This is a genomic window from Nocardioides abyssi, from assembly GCF_030412915.1.
Classification (GTDB): domain Bacteria; phylum Actinomycetota; class Actinomycetes; order Propionibacteriales; family Nocardioidaceae; genus Nocardioides; species Nocardioides abyssi.
Genome location: NZ_JAUHJR010000003.1, coordinates 18,784 through 34,794, shown reverse-complemented (window position 1 = coordinate 34,794; position 16,011 = coordinate 18,784). Strand labels below are relative to the sequence as shown.

The window sequence follows — 16,011 nt, the reverse complement described above, 5'->3', positions numbered from 1 at the left end:
ACCGATCAGTGAACTGGCCCGGGCGTGTCCTGGGGCAGGGATCAGATCCACAAGCGGGGACCAGCACCATCCGTCTCCCACCCGCATCGACCGCGAGGTCGTCGGGTCCGGTCCTGCATGGCTCCGGCCGTGGCGTGCACGTTCGTCGTGCGTGCCGTGGCGACAGGTAGTGACAGGCCTCCGCTTGCGTCAGCGGAGGCCTTTCGTCTTTCCCGGGACCGATCCGGTGCAGGCGGTGGGACTCCGGCCACGTAGCCACCAGGAGGACACATCAGCACCGAGCTTCGTATCAACGACCGGATCCGGGTTTCCGAGGTCCGCCTCGTTGGACCCAATGGCGAGACCGTCGGCATCGTCCCGACGGCGGACGCCCTTCGCCTCGCGCAGGAGGCCGACCTCGACCTGGTCGAGGTCGCCCCGATGGCGCGCCCGCCGGTCTGCAAGCTCATGGACTACGGCAAGTTCAAGTACGAGAACGCCCAGAAGGCCCGCGAGGCCCGTCGGAACCAGACGAACGTGATCATCAAGGAGATGAAGCTTCGTCCGAAGATCGACGCGCACGACTACGAGACCAAGAAGGGTCACGTCGTGCGGTTCCTCAAGGCCGGGGACAAGGTCAAGATCACGATCATGTTCCGTGGTCGTGAGCAGCACCGGCCCGAGCTCGGTTTCCGCCTGCTGCAGCGCCTGGCCGAGGACGTCACCGACCTCGGGTTCGTCGAGTCCTCGCCCAAGCAGGACGGCCGCAACATGGTCATGGTCCTGGGCCCGCACAAGAAGAAGGCCGACGCCAAGGTCGACGTGCAGGCGGCCAAGGACGCCCGCACCGCCGAGCGCGCCGCGGCCGAGGCCGAGGAGCAGGCCGAGCGCGAGGCCGCGCACGCCGCAGGTCCGGTCGCGCAGAAGAAGGAGCGCGGCCGCTCCGAGAACCTCGACCCCGAGATCGACGCCTGACGCCACGCGGACGGGGGCCCCGCCCCCGCTCGCCCGACAGACTTCCGCCGCAGCACCACCGTGCCGTCGGCAGGACGACGAGAGAGAGACAGAGATGCCGAAGAACAAGACGCACTCCGGTGCCAGCAAGCGCTTCAAGGTGACCGGCTCCGGCAAGATCCTTCGCGAGAAGGCCGGCAAGCGCCACAACCTCGAGAAGAAGCCCTCGAAGGTCACCCGCCGGATGACCGGCACGGTCGAGCTGGCCAAGGCCGACGTCAAGCGCGCGAAGAAGATGCTGGGTCTCTGACCTCGCCCCACCCCGATCCACGGTGGGTCGTCGGCAGCAGCCGATGAGCCCGTCGAGACCCTGAGCACCAAGGAGCAACACAGATGGCACGCGTCAAGCGGGCGGTCAACGCCCAGAAGAAGCGCCGTACGACCCTCGAGCGCGCCAGCGGCTACCGCGGCCAGCGCTCGCGCCTGTACCGCAAGGCCAAGGAGCAGGTCACCCACTCGCTGGTCTACAGCTACAACGACCGGCGCAAGAACAAGGGCAACTTCCGCAAGCTGTGGATCCAGCGCATCAACGCTGCGGCCCGCGCCCAGGGGATGACCTACAACCGCTTCATCCAGGGCCTCAACCTGGCCGGTGTCGAGGTCGACCGCAAGATCCTCGCGGACCTCGCCGTCAACGACATCGCCGCGTTCAACGCGATCGTCGAGGTCGCCAAGGCGGCCCTGCCGGCGGACGTCAACGCCCCCAAGGCGGAGGCCTCGGCCTGACGACCACCCCGCCCCTCGCCGCGAGCAACGCTCGCGTCAAGGACGCACGCAGGCTCAGCCGCCGCTCGGTCCGTTCCGAGCGGCGGCTGTTCCTCGCTGACGGCCCGAAGGCCGTCGAGGGCGCCCTCGCCTCGCCCGGCACCGTCGTCGAGGTCTTCGCGACGGTCGCCGCCACCGGGTCGTACGCCGCGCTGGCGGCCGCCGCGGACGCCGCCGGGGTCCGCTGGTCCCTGGTCGAGGACAAGGCGCTCGCCTCGCTGAGCGACTCGGTCACCCCGGCCGGCGTGGTCGCGGTCTGCCGCCACCTCGACCGGCCGCTGGACGACCTGCTCTCGCCCGAGCGCAGCCACCGGTTGGTGGCGATCTGCGCCGACGTGCGCGACCCCGGCAACGCCGGCACGGTCGTGCGCTGCGCCGACGCCGCAGGCGCCGACCTCGTGGTGCTCGCCGGCAGCTCCGTCGACGCCCACAACCCCAAGACCGTGCGCGCCAGCGTCGGCAGCGTCTTCCACCTGCCGCTGGCCGTCGAGGACGACGCCGCGGCGGCCGTCCGGGCCGCGCAGGCAGCCGGCCTCGTCGTGCTCGCCGCCGACGGTGCCGGCGAGGTCGACCTCCACGACCCGTCGGCGGAGCCGCTCCTGGCCCGCCCCACGGCCTGGCTGTTCGGCAACGAGGCCTGGGGCCTCCCGCCCGAGCTCGCCGCCCTGGCCGACCACCGGGTGCGCATCCCCATCCACGGCCGCGCCGAGAGCCTCAACCTCTCCACCGCCGCCGCCCTCTGCCTCTACGCCTCGGCGCGCGCCCAGCGCGCCTGACCCCGCCCCTCCGGTCGAGCAGGGAGGCGCCGCAGCGCCGACCGTCGACGAGACCCGGTGACGGACGCAGGGGCCCGGCCGCGGCCCGGGCCGCCCCGGTCAGCCGAGGCGACCGGTGATCAGGTCGAGCACGGTCGCTCCCGAGGTGTCGGCCGTGTCGTACTCGTCGGCGGTGCGCCCCAGGCCGGTCGACGCCCCGGTCGCGGCGTCCACGCCTGCGTCGAGGGCCAGTCCGGTCCTGTCGACCTCGGTCGTGACGGCGGTGGCGAACGGGTCCGCGGCCGGCACCTCGCCCAGCAGCCGGGCGGGGAGCTCCAGCCGGCGTACTGCTCCGGTGATGCGCTCCAGCGAGTCGGTGGCGCGGGCGAACTCCCGCTGCGCCTCCCGCAGCGTGGGCGGCTCGACGTCCACCTCCCCGGTCACCAGCCCGGCGGGCAGCGAGAGCAGGTGGGTCTGCGCCCACAGGTCCTCGGGGTCCTTCGTGCCGTCGTCGAGCGGGGAGTAGGGCTGGGCGCCGGACTCGTTGAGCGCGTAGATCCGGCCGTCGAGCAGGTGGATCTCCTCGACCAGGTTGCCGACGTCGAAGGTGTTGACCTCGTTGCCGTCGCGGTCGGTGGTGACGAGCTGCGACTCCTCGTGCCGGCCGTTGTTGACCGCGAAGACCAGCCGGTCGCCCTGCACGACCACCCCGTTGGACCCCTCGGGTGCGGGGAGGTGGTCCGGCGGGTCGGGCCGCGACCCGTTCGCGGCCGACCGCACGTCGGAGAGGTCGTAGGGGTAGAGCTCGCCGTTCTTCCAGTTGCCGAGCCAGAGCTTGCCCTCGGCCACCGTGGCGTACGACGACCCGGCCACCGCGATCTTGGCGTCGGCGTCGACCTGCTGGCCCGGCCGGGCGTCGCGCAGGGTCTGGAGGTCGTAGCGGTAGACGTAGGACCCGGACTCCTCGCTGGAGACGACGTAGGCCCAACGACCGTCGACGGCGACGCCGCCGGAGTGGTGCGGGGACCCGGACCCGCCGGGGCCGGACAGCCGCACCTCTCCGGTCTTCTCCCCGGTCCGCTCGTCGAGGACGGTGAGCTGGCTCTCGCTGTCGTCGGGCCCGGCGTAGCTGGTCATCAGCCAGCTGCCGCTGCCCGGGTCGTGGGCGAGGCCCTGGGGGGCGAAGCCGTCGTCGTCGCCGCTGAGCAGGACGTCGGGGATGCGGGGACCGCGGCCGGCGCCGGTCCGCACGTAGTACCAGTAGTCCTGGACGGCGCCGTCCTCGAACCAGCGCTCCAGCTCGGGATCGGTGTCGTCGAGGTCGCTGCGGGCGGCCAGCAGGCGCAGGGACCACAGCAGCGTCAGCAGGCGCAGGCTGCGGGAGACCGCGTCGCGCAGCGCGTCGACCTCCTCGGGCGTGAGCGAGCCGTCGCGCCGACGCCAGGGCCGGATCAGCGAGTCGGCCTGCGCGCACACCTGGGCGTACTGGTCGCCGACGGTCGTGACCACGTGGGAGGTGCGGTAGAGCCGCCAGGACGCGGTGCAGGCGGCGAGGAAGGCCTGCTGGCCACGGATGAGGAAGCCGATCCGCGCCAGGCCCGCGTGCCAGACGGGGGTGTGCATCCCGGCTGTCAGCACGGCCGTCGCCGCGTCGACCGCACGCGACTGGTCGCCGAGGTCCGAGCCGAGGGCGACCACCCGCGCCGCGTCGCCGCTCGTCAGACGGCTGTGCAGCTGCTCCGGGTCGTCGCTCACGCAGCCGTGATGCCCCAGCGCACCGGCACGGCAAACCTCGGTCACCGCGCGGTGCGCGCCGGGCCCGGGTGTGTACCGCGTGGTCGCGGCGGGTAGACCGGCAGGCGTGCGACGTACCCGTTCGGCCGCGGCCCTCCTCCTGGCGACCGTGCTGGCCGTCCTGGCGGTGCTGGTGACCGGCTGCGGCCAGGACGGCGGCGGCACGGGCGGGGGCACGGGCGGGGGCACGGGCGGGGCCCAGGACTCCCTGGCTGCGGAGCTGGCCGCGCTCGACGGCGTCGACGACGTCCGGGTGGGCGAGGAGGAGGTCGAGGCGGACCTGTTCGTCCGGCAGGTGGTCGTGGACCTCGCCCCGGACGCCAGCACCGCTCAGGTGGCCGAGGTCCTGCGCGCCCTCGCGGGCGCCGACACCGATCGCGCGGAGGTGCACCTGGGGTCCGGGACGACCGAGTCGCTGCCCGGCCCGAGCGGCGCCGAGGTCGACGGCATCTGGGACGTGCCGGAGCCCGAGGCGGCCGACCGGTGGGCCGGGCTGCTCGTCGCGGGGGCCGCCGCCGTCGAGGACGGCGCGGTCGCCGTCACGACAGCCGACGACCCGGGTGCAGCCACGTCCGGGCCGCGGCTGGTGGTGTCGCTGGGCGACCCGGCCCCCGACCCCGAGGCGGTCGGGCGGGTGCTCGACGCGCTGGCGGCCGACCCGGTGCTCGCGGACGTCGACCAGGTCTCGGTCCGCGCCTCCGACGGCGGGTTGCTCCCTGCCGAGGACGGCGGCCCGGGCCGGCTCGAGGTGACCCTCGCCGACGGCATCGACGCCGCCGCGACGGAGGCATGGGACGCGCTCGCGGACGCGGTCGACGCCTGGCCGCGGACGGGGGCCGTGCTCCCGTCCGGGCTCGCCCTCACCCGGGACGACGGTCCTCCGCGCGTCGTGCTGGACCTCGCGCTGTCCCCGCACCCGGCCCCCCGGCGGCTCACCACGCAGGCCTGGGGTGACCGCGTCTGGCCGCTGGTGCGCCCGGTGCTCGACGCGGTCCGCGACCTGCCGGACGGCACCCGGGTGGCCGTCACGGACGGCCGCGGGGACGACCTCGTGGCGGTCGCGGTCGGTGGCCGCGCGCCCGGCCCGGACCGGCTGGGGCGCACGTGGTCGGCCGAGTCCGCGGCGTACCTCGCGCGGTGAGGTGAGCCGCTCGGCGGTATGCCGCCGCCGCGGCCCGGGCACCCGCCGGTCATGCGCACGATGGTGGCGGCGACGGACTCCTGGACCGATCCCGACGGCTTCCGCACGCCCGCCGGCGAGGTGCACGCGTGGCTTCTGGGCACCAACCAGACGCTGTGCGGCGTGCCGGTCGAGAAGGCCCGGCTCGGCCGGTTCTCCCACGTGGAGTGGGCCGACGTGCAGCCGGCGACCGGTCGCGACGCCGACCGGGTGACCTCGGTGTGCCGCCGCTGCCTGGCCGCCACCGGGCACCGGCGGGACGAGAAGCGCTGGACGCGGACCGACCCGCGGCCCTGATCCGCTGCGCGGGCCTAGGGTGGCGGGCGTGGACGCCCAGGAGCTCGCCGACTCCCTGCCCGACGGCGTCGTGGTCGCCGACGCCGACCAGCGCGTGGTGCTCGTCTCCGCGCCGGCCGGTCGGATGCTCGGCGTCGCGCCCGACGACGCGGTGGGGCGCCCGCTCGCCGAGGTGCTCGCGCTGCGCGACCAGGACGGCCGGGCGTGGGCGGCCTGCACGACGCCGTACGCCGGCATCGCCACGCGCAGCGCGGTGCCCGAGCAGTCCTGGCTGCTCCCGGACGGCACGGAGGTGCTCGTCGCCGCCCGGCTGCACCGTGACGTGCGCTCGGGGCCGGTGCGTCGGGTGGCGGTCACGCTGCGGTCCGGTCGCGGCCGCGCCCGGCTCGACCGGGAGCGGTCCGACCTGGTCGCGACCGTCGCCCACGAGCTGCGCTCGCCGCTGACCGGCGTCAAGGGCTTCGTCCAGGCCCTGCTGAACCGCTGGGACAAGCTCACCGACGAGCAGAAGAAGCTGATGCTGACCACCGTCAGCGCCGACTCCGACCGGCTGACCCGGCTCATCGCCGAGCTGCTGGACGTGGCCCGGATCGACACCGGCCGGCTCCAGCTCTACCCGCGTCCCTCGGACGCCGCCGTGCTGGTCACCCGGATCGTGGAGTCGGTGCGTGCCGGCACCGCCCGCACGATCGAGCTCGACCTCGGGGCCGACGGTGGGGCCGCCCTGCCACCGGTGCTCGTCGACCCCGACAAGTTCACCCAGGTCGTCACCAACCTGGTCGAGAACGGTGTGCGCCACGGCGACGGCACCGTCCGGGTGCTCCTCGAGGCGGTCCCCGAGGGGCACGAGACCGACCCGCCGGGGGTGCGGATCACCGTCGAGGACGAGGGCACGGGCATCCCCGAGGAGATGCGCCGGCGGGTGTTCACGAAGTTCTGGAAGGGCGGCGCCCGCGGCGGCTCCGGGCTCGGGCTCTACCTCGTCCACGGGCTGGTCCGCGCCCACGGCGGCACCGTCACCATCGGCGACGCCCCGGGCGGCGGCGCGTGCCTGGTCACCACCTGGCCCGGCGAGGGCTGAGACCAGGAGCGGCGCCAGGGCGCGACTACCCGGTGAGGGCGCCGATCGTCCACGCGGCGACGTGCTCCTCGCCGGGCGCGAGCACCACGAGGTCCTCGCCGCTGTTGAACGCGTCGGGCGGGCAGGTCATCGGCTCGACGGCGAGGCCGCGGCGGTGGTTGTCCGGCTCGAGCGGCAGGTCCCCGGTGTGTACCTGCAGCCACGGCAGGACGGCCGGGTCCCAGGTGCACACGACGCCCGCGCCGGCGTCGTCGTGCAGCTCGACCCGCGCGCGGCCGTCGTCGTCGGCGACGACGCCGGTGAAGGCGTGGTCGAGCTCGGTGCCGGCGATCGGCCGGGCGGTGCGGAAGTCGCGGTCGGTCCCGACGACGGGGGAGCGGTCCAGCGGCAGCAGCCGGTCGGGGGTCACCTCCAGCACCTCGGCGACGGGCAGCCGCAGCGTCCAGCCGTCCACCGGGCCGGGCCCGGCGACGAGGTACGGGTGCGGCGCGACGCCGTACGGCGCGTCCGTCGCCCCGGTGTTCCGCGTGGTGACGGTGGTCGTCAGGCCGTCGTCGGCGAGCGCGTGGCGGACCCGCACGTCGAGCTCGAACGGGTAGCCCTGCTGGGGCACGAGCGCGTGGGCGAAGGTGATCGACGAGGGGGACTGCTCGACGACCTCGAAGCGGACCCAACAGACCAGCCCGTGCAGGGCGTTCCCGCGCTCGGGCTCGGTGAGCGGCAGCTGGTGCTCCTCGCCGCCGGAGCGGTAGCGGCCGTCGGCGACCCGGTTGGGCCAGGGGAGCAGCACCGAGCCGCGGAAGCGCGGGCGCACCTCGTCCGCGGCGTACGGCCGGACCAGGTCGCGGTCGTGGTGGCGCAGCGTGCGCAGCCCGCCGCCGATCGTGGTCGCGACGGCGCGGTAGTCGCCGTGGCTCAGGACGTGCTCCGCCCCACCCCGGCTCACGAGACGCCCGCCGCGTCGCGGGCCCGGCCCGGCTCGACGCCGGTGACCGGGGCGACGACGAGCTCGACCCCGAGCTCGCGGACCGTGGCGCGCCCGTCCTCGTGGAGCCCGTCGTCGGTCACGACGACGTCGGCCCGGTCCAGCGGGGCGATGGTGCTGATCCCGATCATCCCCCACTTGGTGTGGTCGGCCAGCACCACGAGCCGCTGGCCCGCGGCGACCAGCGCCTGGTCGGTGTCGGCCTCGAGGAGGTTCGGCGTGGTGAAGCCCGCCCGCGGGTGGATCCCGTGCACGCCGAGGAAGACGAGGTCGAGGTGGAGCAGCCGCAGCGACGAGACGGCGACCGGGCCGACGAGGGCGTCGGAGGGGGTGCGCACCCCGCCGGTGAGCACGACGTTCGGTGCGCCGCCGGGCGTCTTGTGCAGGACGTCGGCGACCCGCATGGAGTTGGTGACGACCGTGAGCCCCGGGATCGAGCGCAGGTGGTGGGCCAGCGTCCAGGTGGTGGTGCCGGCGGAGAGCCCCACCGCGGAGCCCGGGCGCACCATCGCGGCGGCCGCGGCGGCGATCGCCTCCTTCTCGGCCGTCTCCTGCGCCCACTTCGCCTCGAACCCGGGCTCGTCGGTGCTCGGCCGGGTGCCGCCCGCGACCGTGGCGCCGCCGTGGACCTTCTCGATGCTGCCCTTGGCGGCCAGGTTGTCCAGGTCGCGGCGGATGGTCATCTCGGAGACCTCGAGGAGCCGCGCCAGCTGGCTCACGCGGACGGCCCCGAGGTGCTCGACCTCCTGCAGGATGCGCGCTTGGCGCTCGGCGGCAAGCATGGAGCCCCTCTCGAGCCGTCCCGGGTGCTGCGGACGGCGGGTCGGCAGTTTGGATGTCGCGATGTTCGAATGTGGTGTGCGTTCGCACGTGTGCGGATCACCGGTGTGCTGGTGTGTCGCAGCCCACTTTCCAGGCGGGACGTTACGCCATGACGCACGATCGCGTCGAGCGGTGCGGCGCGTTCGGTGTGCGTTCGGGTGAACTTGGCTCAGGCCGTTGCGCTTTCGTGTGCGGTCATGTTTGCTTGTCCGAGGCTGTGACGGCGATCTCACGCGATCCCGCGCAGGCCGCACCGACCACTTCGAGGAGCAGTTATGACGAGCAAGAAGTCCACCGCCGCGTGGAGGTCCCTCGCTGCGGTCGCCGCAGCCGGCCTGGCGCTGTCGGGGTGCACCAACTCCGGCGACGACACCGCCTCGGACCCGGGCAGCGGCAACGACGAGCAGGTCGTCAAGGAGACCGAGAACTCGGGTCCCGGCTGCACGCTGGAGAAGTACGGCGCCGAGAAGCTGGACCTGAAGAACGCCGTCGTCGGCTTCTCCCAGTCCGAGCCGGACACTGCCGCCTTCCGCGCCGCGGAGACCGAGTCGATCAAGGCCGCCGCGCAGGAGGTGGGCGTCAAGAAGCTCATCACCACCAACGCCAACGCCGAGCTGCCCAAGCAGATCGCCGACATCCAGGACATGCTCAACCAGGGCGCCCAGTTCCTCATCGTCGCGCCGGTCAACTCCGACGGCCTCGACCCGGCGCTCGCCGCGGCGAAGAAGAAGGGCGTCCCGGTCCTCACCATCGACCGCAAGGTCACCAACGAGCCCTGCTCGGACTACGTCGCCTTCCTCGGCTCGGACTTCTACGACCAGGGCCAGCGCGCGGCCGACGAGCTCGCCACCGCCACGGACGGCGAGGCCAAGGTCGCGGTCCTGCTCGGCTCCTCGGGCAACAACGTCACCGACGAGCGCAACGCGGGCTTCAAGGACCGGGTCGAGGAGAAGTACCCCGACCTCGAGATCATCGCCGAGCAGACCGCGAACTTCGCCCGCGACGAGGGCCAGTCGGTCACCGAGCAGCTGCTGCAGTCCAACCCGGAGATCACCGCCATCTACGCCCACAACGACGAGATGGCGCTCGGCGCGGTCACGGCCGTCCGGGCCGCGGGCAAGGACCCGGGCGAGGACATCAAGATCGTCTCCATCGACGGCACCCGCAACGCGGTCCAGGCGATCGTCGACGGCGACATCAACGCCGTCATCGAGTCCAACCCGCGCTTCGGCCCGCTGGCCTTCCAGACCGCCGAGGACTTCTTCGCCGGTGAGGAGATCCCCGAGGACGTCATCATCGAGGACGACTCCTACACCACCGAGAACGCCGAGCAGGACCTCGGCAAGGCGTTCTGAGCGACTCGTGACCCAGCACTCCAGCGCGGCCCCCGCGGCCGCCGTGGGCGTCGGTGACCCCGTCCTGCAGACGGTCGGGGTCACCAAGTCCTTCGGCGGCGTCCACGCCCTCAAGGGCGTCGACTTCGAGCTCCGGGCCGGCGAGATCCACACGCTCGTCGGCGAGAACGGCGCGGGCAAGTCGACCCTCATCAAGGTCCTCACCGGCGTCTACACCCCCGACGGGGGCGAGGTCCGGTACGCCGGCGAGACGGTGCACTTCCGCCGTCCTTCCGACGCCCAGCACGTCGGCATCTCGACGATCTACCAGGAGGTCAACCTCGTCCCGCTGCTCAGCGTGGCGCGCAACATCTTCCTGGGTCGCGAGCCGCGGCGGTTCGGCCTGATCGACGTCGGCGCGATGAACAGGCGCGCCCGCGAGCTGATGGCCGAGCTGGGCATCGACATCGACGTGACCGCCGAGCTGGGCCGGCTGGGCCTGGGCGCGCAGCAGATGGTCGCGCTGGCCCGCGCGATGTCGGTCGACAGCCGCGTGGTGATCATGGACGAGCCGACGTCCTCGCTGGAGTCCGCGGAGGTCGACACGCTCTTCCGCGTCGCCCGCGGCCTGCGTGACCGCGGTGTCGGCCTGGTCTTCGTCTCCCACCGGCTCGACGAGCTGTGGGAGCTGTGCGACCGGGTCACGATCCTGCGTGACGGCGAGTGGGTCCACACCGGTCCCATGACCGAGATGACCCGCCTCGACCTGGTCGCGAAGATGCTGGGCCGCGACATCGAGGAGGTGCGCGCCGAGGGCGCCACCGAGTTCGGGTCGTCCCACCTTCAGGGCGGCGAGCCGGCCCTGCTGGTCTCCGGGCTGGAGGTCGCCAACCGCCTGCACGGCGTCGACCTGACCGTGCGTCCCGGCGAGGTCGTCGGCCTGGCGGGCCTGCTCGGCTCGGGCCGCAGCGAGACGGTCAAGGCGGTGTACGGCGCGCTCAAGGCCCGCTCGGGCGAGGTCACGGTCGCGGGGCGCAAGGTGCGGACCGGTTCCGTGCGCGGTGCGCTCGCCTCGGGCATCGCGCTGCTCTCGGAGGACCGCAAGGCCGAGGGGATCGTCCCGGACCTCTCGGTCCGCGACAACATCGCCCTGGCCGTCCTGCCGCGCATGTCGCGGGCGGGCGTCGTCTCCGAGGCGCGCATCGACGCGCTCGTCGACACCTTCATGAAGCGCCTGCGGATCAAGGCCTCGAGCCCGGACCAGAAGGTCCGCGAGCTCTCCGGCGGCAACCAGCAGAAGGTCCTCATCGCCCGGTGGCTGGCCACCGAGCCGACGGTCTTCCTGCTCGACGAGCCGACCCGGGGCATCGACGTCGGCGCCAAGGCCGAGGTCCAGGGGCTCATCGACGAGCTGGCCGAGCAGGGCCTCGCGGTCGTGCTCATCTCCAGCGAGATGGACGAGCTCGTCGAGGGCGCCGACCGGATCGTCGTGCTGCACGACGGCCACGTCCAGGCCGAGCTCGACAGCACCGACCTCAGCAGCAGCGAGCTGCTGGCGGCTCTCGCGGGCGACCGCGAGACCGACTCCCAGACATCCACCCAGGCAGAGGGGCAGCACGCGTGAGTGACGGCACCGCGACGGCCACCGTGGCCGACCGCTCCGAGCGGTCCGGGACGAGGTTCGACATCGACTGGGTGCGCCGCAACGGCGTGTTCGTCGCCCTCGGCCTCCTCCTGCTCGCCAACGTCTTCCTGACCGAGAACTTCGTCAGCACCGGCACCCTGCGGCTGCAGCTGGTGCAGGTCGCCCCGGTCGTCATCGTGGCGCTCGGCATGGCGCTCGTGATCGGCACCGAGGGCATCGACCTCTCGGTCGGCGCCGTGATGGCCCTGGCCGCCGCGCTGATCCCGCTGTACGTCGGCTACGGCTCGGTCGGAGCCATCGCCATCGGCCTGGTCGCCGGCGTCGTGGTGGGCCTCATCGCCGGGGTGCTCGTCGGGGTGGTGGGTGTCCAACCCATCGTCGCGACGCTCGGCCTGATGGTGGCGATCCGCGGCGTGGCCAACCTGTTCGGCGGCGAGATCAAGAGCATCCGCGAGCCCGGGCTGGTCTCGCTCGGCACCGGCGACGTCGCGGGCGTGCCCTACGTCGTGGTCATCGCCGCCGTCGTCTCGCTGGTGGTCTGGCTCGTCGTGCGGCGCTCGACCTACGGGCGCCAGCTCGTGGCGATCGGCGGCAACAAGCTGGCCGCGCGCCTGGCCGGGCTGCCGGTGCGACGCGTGCTCGTGACGACGTACGTCGTCTCCGGGCTGCTCGCCGCGATGGCCGGCATCCTGCTGGCCGCCCGGTCGCAGGCCAGCGACCCGACCAAGCTCGGCCAGCTCATGGAGCTCTCCGCCATCACCGCCGTGGTCATCGGCGGCACCCCGCTCTCCGGCGGGCAGGTGCGGATCCTCGGCACGATCGCGGGTGCGCTGCTGATGCAGCTGATCACCGCGACGCTCATCTTCCACGACATCCCCGACTCGACCGCGCAGATCGTCCAGGCGGTCATCGTCATCGGCGCGGTCTACGTCCAGCTCGGGCGAGGAAAGGCACGGCGCTCATGAGCACGACCATGGTCGACCCCGCGACCTCCAACGCGCCCGAGTCGGCGCTGGCCAACCGCGCCCGCTTCGCGTCGCTCGTCCAGCGGCAGGGGGCCCTGGCGATCTTCGTGGTCGTCGTCGCGGTCGCGAGCGTCAGCTTCGACAGCTTCGCCAGCCAGGGCAACATCACCGGCATCGCGGTCCAGGCGTCGTTCCTGGCCATGCTCGCGCTCGGCATGACCTTCGTGATCATGACCGGCGGCATCGACCTCTCGGTCGGCAGCGTCTTCGCGCTCGGCGGGGTGCTCGCCGCGTGGGGCGCCCAGCACGGCACGCTCGTCGCGTTCGTCCTGCCGCTCGCGGTCTGCGGCGCGATCGGGCTCGTCCAGGGCCTGGTCATCGCCCGCGGCGCGCTGCCGCCGTTCATCGTGACCTTGGCCGGCCTGCTGTTCGCCCGCGGCCTCCTCCTGCTGCTCAGCGACGAGGGCGCGACGACGTACAAGGTCCCGCGCGGCTCCTCGTTCCGCGAGCTCGCGCAGGGCGAGCTGCTCGGCATCCCGTACCCGGTGATCCTGGTCGTGGTGTTCTTCGCGATCGGGGGACTGGTGCTGCACCGCACCTCCTACGGCGCGTCGGTGCTCGCCATCGGCGGCCAGGAGGACGCGGCGGACCTGATGGGCCTGCCGGTCGTGCGCACCAAGGTGCTGACGTACGTCGCCTCCGCGCTGCTCGCCGGATTCGGCGGCGTGATGATCGCCAGCTACACCTCCTCGGGCGTCACCATCCTGGGCGTCGGCACCGAGCTCGAGGCGATCGCCGCGGTCGTGCTCGGCGGCACCCTGCTCACCGGCGGCGCCGGCACCGTGCTCGGCACGCTGGTCGGCGTCCTGCTGCTGCAGGTCATCAAGAACGTCATCAACCAGATCGGCTCGCTCGACTCCGACTGGCAGTCGGTCGTCAGCGGCACGATCCTGCTGCTCGTCGTCACCCTGCAGCGGGTGCTCACGCGCGGCGACCGCACCTAGCGCTGCCCACCGCCCCGCGACCGCCCCGCGACCGCCGCCGGCGCCCGGAGGTTCACCACTATCGGTGACGCCGGACGCCGGTGGCGTTCCCTAGCGTCGCGGCCATGAGCACCGGTCGGCGGGCATGCGTGGCGTTCCTCGTGGTCGGGGCGGCGGTGGTCGGCTCCGGTCCGGCGGTCGCCGACCCGCCGGCGGTCCACCCGTCGGCCGGGGCCGAGGGCCCCGCGGCGCCGGCGGTCAAGAACGGTGACCTCGTCTTCGTCAGCAACGGCGCGACGGTGGCGACCCAGGCACCTCGCGCCGCGACGTACGACCGGCTCACCGACGGCGAGGTGCCGGCGTACTCCCCGGACGGTCGCTGGATCGCCTTCGTCCGGGACGGCGTCCGGGTCCGCTCGGTCGCGGACGGCACCGAGCGCCTGGTCAGCGAGCTGGACCCGCCGGGGATGCCGGCAGGGCTGACCTGGTCCCCGGACGCGAGCCGGATCGCCGTCGCCGCCGGAGCCGACCTCGTCGAGGTCGACGTCGCGACCGGTGCGACCCGCGTCATCCACACCTCCACCGACGGGCCGGTGCAGGAGCCGGCCTGGTCACCGGACGGCACCCGCATCGCCTACAGCACCGGCTCGGTGATCCGCCTGGTGCGGCCCGACGGCACGGGCCTGCGGAAGCTCACGAAGGGCGGTGCGATCAACAGCGACCCTGACTGGTCCCCGGACTCCCGTCGCGTCGCCTTCATCACCAACCGGTACGCCGCGCCGGACGCGCACCCGCGCGCCGCCACCGAATTGGTCGTCCTGCCGCGGAGCGGCCAGGGGGAGCCCGTGCGGGTCAGCCACCTCGCCCGGCCGCAGGGCATCTTCTTCATCGACGTCGCCTGGTCGCCGGACGGCCGCAAGATCGCCGCGCTGCAGTTCAACGCCGACCACCTGCCGACCCCCGAGGACACCGACGAGCGGTTCAAGGTGCGCGCCTACCTGCCCGACGGGTCGCACAGCTACTCCCTGACCGGTCCGATCGTCGGCGACGACGGGCCCGAGGGGCTGGACTGGGCGCCGCTGCTCCGGTGAGCCGGACCTCCGGTCGGGTGGTCCTGGGGTGCCTGGCGGTGCTCGTGCTCGCGACGGTCCTCCAGGCCGTCGCCCTCCTCGCCGGCGCGGGGCCGTCCACGGCGACGTCCGCGGCGACCGCGGTCGACGGCCACCCGCAGCGGATCGGGTTCGTCCGGCCCGCGCCGACGCTGCCGGACCGGCCCGGACCGCTGGCCGGCACCTTCTACGACAACGACTTCGGCAACCGTCGCAACCTGGGCCTCGGGCCGGAGGGGCAGGTGTGGGCGCTGCCGGCCGGCGGCGAACCGTCCCTCTCGCCCGACGGTCGGCTGCTGCTCACGGCCACCGCCGGCGAGCCGAGCGGACGGCTGCAGCTCCACGACCTGGTCACCGGCGTGCGGGTGGCCTTCGACCACATCGGGGTCTCGCCGGACAGGCGGGAGCTGCGCGGCGCGGCGTACCGCCTCGGCTCGCGGGGTGTGCGCTGGTCCGCCGACGGCCGCGCGGTCCTGGCGCTGCTCGGCGCACGACCGCGCTTCGGTCGGGACGTCCCGGCCGCCATCGACCTCGACACGGGCCGGGTCCGCCTCGTCGCCGACGGGGCGGCGGCGGGCTTCGACCGTGCGGGACGTGCGGTGACGGTCCAGGTCGGGCGGGGAGCCGTGTCGGAGCAGGACTGGACGGCGACGTCGACCGACGTCCGCACCGGTGAGGCCGAGCGCCTCGTCCTCCGCCCGCACGGGCCCTGGCGCGGGCTCTCCGAGCCGCAGCCCGGAGCGAGCGTGTCGCCCGACGGCGGGACCCTGCTGCTGGTCGAGGCCGGCCTCGGGAGCACGCCGGACGTCACGGTGCGGCGCTTCTCGCTCGACGACGGTCGCGAGCTGGACGCCCGGGAGGTGGCGGACTGGGACCACTGCGAGCCCACCTGGTCCGGCGTCGATCCGGTCGTGCCGACGAGGACCGACACGGCCCACAGCGTCCTGCTCACCGCGGACGGCCCGCGCTCGCTGGTCGCCGTGCACCACCGGATGCAGTCGTTCTGCCTCGTCCTGGCCGCCGACGCCGTCGCGGCCGGCCCGCACCCGTCGTTCCTCGGCACCCGCGACGCCCTGTGGACCTGGTACTGGCGCGAGCTGCTGCTCGGCCTCACCGTCGCCGCGGCCGTCGCGGTCCTCGTCGGGCTGCGGCTCCTGCGCCGCCGCCGGCCGGACATCTCGGGGTAGTCCTGCACATCTCGGGGGAGATCTGCCCCGAGATGTGCAGGGGTCACCGGTGAACCGGTGACTCCTGCACCCGCCCGTACCCAACCGCACCAACGACGAACGGCCCGGCACCCGAG

Annotated in this window: 16 protein-coding genes; 13 read left to right on the top strand and 3 right to left on the bottom strand. The window is 73.6% G+C overall.

The genetic code is table 11. The features are described from left to right. The first annotated feature begins 270 nt into the window (after positions 1 to 270). The 4 genes from infC to QWY29_RS09170 all read left to right on the top strand — a co-directional run bounded on the left by infC (position 271) and on the right by QWY29_RS09170 (position 2,534). Positions 271 to 954 carry a translation initiation factor IF-3 gene (gene infC, locus QWY29_RS09185; protein ID WP_336621839.1) on the top strand — a complete coding sequence of 228 codons (684 nt, stop codon included), beginning with the start codon at positions 271 to 273 and terminating at the stop codon, positions 952 to 954. A 94-nt stretch (positions 955 to 1,048) separates the two neighbouring features. Further along, positions 1,049 to 1,243, top strand: a complete 195-nt coding sequence (rpmI, locus tag QWY29_RS09180) for a 50S ribosomal protein L35 (RefSeq protein ID WP_166195813.1) — start codon at positions 1,049 to 1,051, stop codon at positions 1,241 to 1,243. An 83-nt stretch (positions 1,244 to 1,326) separates the two neighbouring features. Further along, positions 1,327 to 1,719 (top strand): 50S ribosomal protein L20, encoded by a 393-nt coding sequence (gene rplT, locus QWY29_RS09175; RefSeq protein ID WP_300960427.1) that lies wholly within the window; start codon positions 1,327 to 1,329, stop codon positions 1,717 to 1,719. Continuing rightward, complete coding sequence (locus QWY29_RS09170; protein ID WP_300960775.1) at positions 1,716 to 2,534, top strand: TrmH family RNA methyltransferase; 819 nt, start codon at positions 1,716 to 1,718, stop codon at positions 2,532 to 2,534. Before rplT ends, QWY29_RS09170 begins: the two co-directional genes overlap by 4 nt. Before the next feature lie 99 nt (positions 2,535 to 2,633). On the opposite strand, the gene QWY29_RS09165 is transcribed toward QWY29_RS09170, so the two are convergent. Then, entirely contained in the window at positions 2,634 to 4,268 is a 1,635-nt protein-coding gene (locus tag QWY29_RS09165; RefSeq protein WP_300960426.1) for a hypothetical protein, read from the bottom strand. A 106-nt stretch (positions 4,269 to 4,374) separates the two neighbouring features. On the opposite strand from QWY29_RS09165, the gene QWY29_RS09160 reads away from it, so the two are divergent. Genes QWY29_RS09160 through QWY29_RS09150 form a run of 3 tightly spaced genes read left to right on the top strand, consistent with a single transcriptional unit; the run spans position 4,375 to position 6,865 of the window. Beyond that, positions 4,375 to 5,448 (top strand): hypothetical protein, encoded by a 1,074-nt coding sequence (locus QWY29_RS09160; RefSeq protein WP_300960425.1) that lies wholly within the window; start codon positions 4,375 to 4,377, stop codon positions 5,446 to 5,448. 51 nt (positions 5,449 to 5,499) lie between these two features. After that, on the top strand, positions 5,500 to 5,784 hold the full coding sequence (locus QWY29_RS09155; protein WP_300960424.1) for a hypothetical protein: 285 nt from the start codon (positions 5,500 to 5,502) through the stop codon (positions 5,782 to 5,784). Positions 5,785 to 5,812: 28 nt separating this feature from the next. Then, positions 5,813 to 6,865 carry an ATP-binding protein gene (locus QWY29_RS09150; protein ID WP_300960423.1) on the top strand — a complete coding sequence of 351 codons (1,053 nt, stop codon included), beginning with the start codon at positions 5,813 to 5,815 and terminating at the stop codon, positions 6,863 to 6,865. A 25-nt stretch (positions 6,866 to 6,890) separates the two neighbouring features. Here QWY29_RS09150 and QWY29_RS09145 read toward each other — a convergent pair whose 3' ends face one another. Together QWY29_RS09145 and QWY29_RS09140 are read right to left on the bottom strand one after the other, a co-directional pair. Next, the gene (locus tag QWY29_RS09145; protein WP_300960422.1) at positions 6,891 to 7,811 is read right to left on the bottom strand and encodes an aldose 1-epimerase family protein; all 921 of its coding nucleotides are present in this window, start codon (positions 7,809 to 7,811) and stop codon (positions 6,891 to 6,893) included. Then, a complete protein-coding gene (locus QWY29_RS09140) occupies positions 7,808 to 8,632 on the bottom strand; it encodes a DeoR/GlpR family DNA-binding transcription regulator (RefSeq protein ID WP_300960421.1) in 825 nt (274 codons plus the stop codon). The genes QWY29_RS09145 and QWY29_RS09140 overlap by 4 nt, the downstream gene beginning before the upstream one ends. A 315-nt stretch (positions 8,633 to 8,947) precedes the next feature. Here QWY29_RS09140 and QWY29_RS09135 point away from each other — a divergent pair, with 315 nt between their 5' ends. The 6 genes from QWY29_RS09135 (at position 8,948) to QWY29_RS09110 (ending at position 15,895) form a co-directional block, all read left to right on the top strand. Continuing rightward, a complete protein-coding gene (locus QWY29_RS09135; protein WP_300960420.1) occupies positions 8,948 to 10,027 on the top strand; it encodes an ABC transporter substrate-binding protein in 1,080 nt (359 codons plus the stop codon). A gap of 7 nt (positions 10,028 to 10,034) precedes the next feature. Beyond that, positions 10,035 to 11,630 carry a sugar ABC transporter ATP-binding protein gene (locus QWY29_RS09130; RefSeq protein ID WP_300960419.1) on the top strand — a complete coding sequence of 532 codons (1,596 nt, stop codon included), beginning with the start codon at positions 10,035 to 10,037 and terminating at the stop codon, positions 11,628 to 11,630. Beyond that, positions 11,627 to 12,616: an ABC transporter permease gene (locus QWY29_RS09125; RefSeq protein WP_300960418.1), complete on the top strand. Its 990-nt coding sequence runs from the start codon at positions 11,627 to 11,629 to the stop codon at positions 12,614 to 12,616. Before QWY29_RS09130 ends, QWY29_RS09125 begins: the two co-directional genes overlap by 4 nt. Then, positions 12,613 to 13,620, top strand: coding sequence for an ABC transporter permease (locus tag QWY29_RS09120; RefSeq protein WP_300960417.1), 1,008 nt, complete (start codon positions 12,613 to 12,615; stop codon positions 13,618 to 13,620). Before QWY29_RS09125 ends, QWY29_RS09120 begins: the two co-directional genes overlap by 4 nt. Before the next feature lie 104 nt (positions 13,621 to 13,724). Continuing rightward, positions 13,725 to 14,690 (top strand): TolB family protein, encoded by a 966-nt coding sequence (locus tag QWY29_RS09115; protein ID WP_300960416.1) that lies wholly within the window; start codon positions 13,725 to 13,727, stop codon positions 14,688 to 14,690. Then, a complete protein-coding gene (locus QWY29_RS09110; protein ID WP_300960415.1) occupies positions 14,687 to 15,895 on the top strand; it encodes a hypothetical protein in 1,209 nt (402 codons plus the stop codon). Before QWY29_RS09115 ends, QWY29_RS09110 begins: the two co-directional genes overlap by 4 nt. The last annotated feature ends 116 nt before the right edge of the window (positions 15,896 to 16,011 follow it).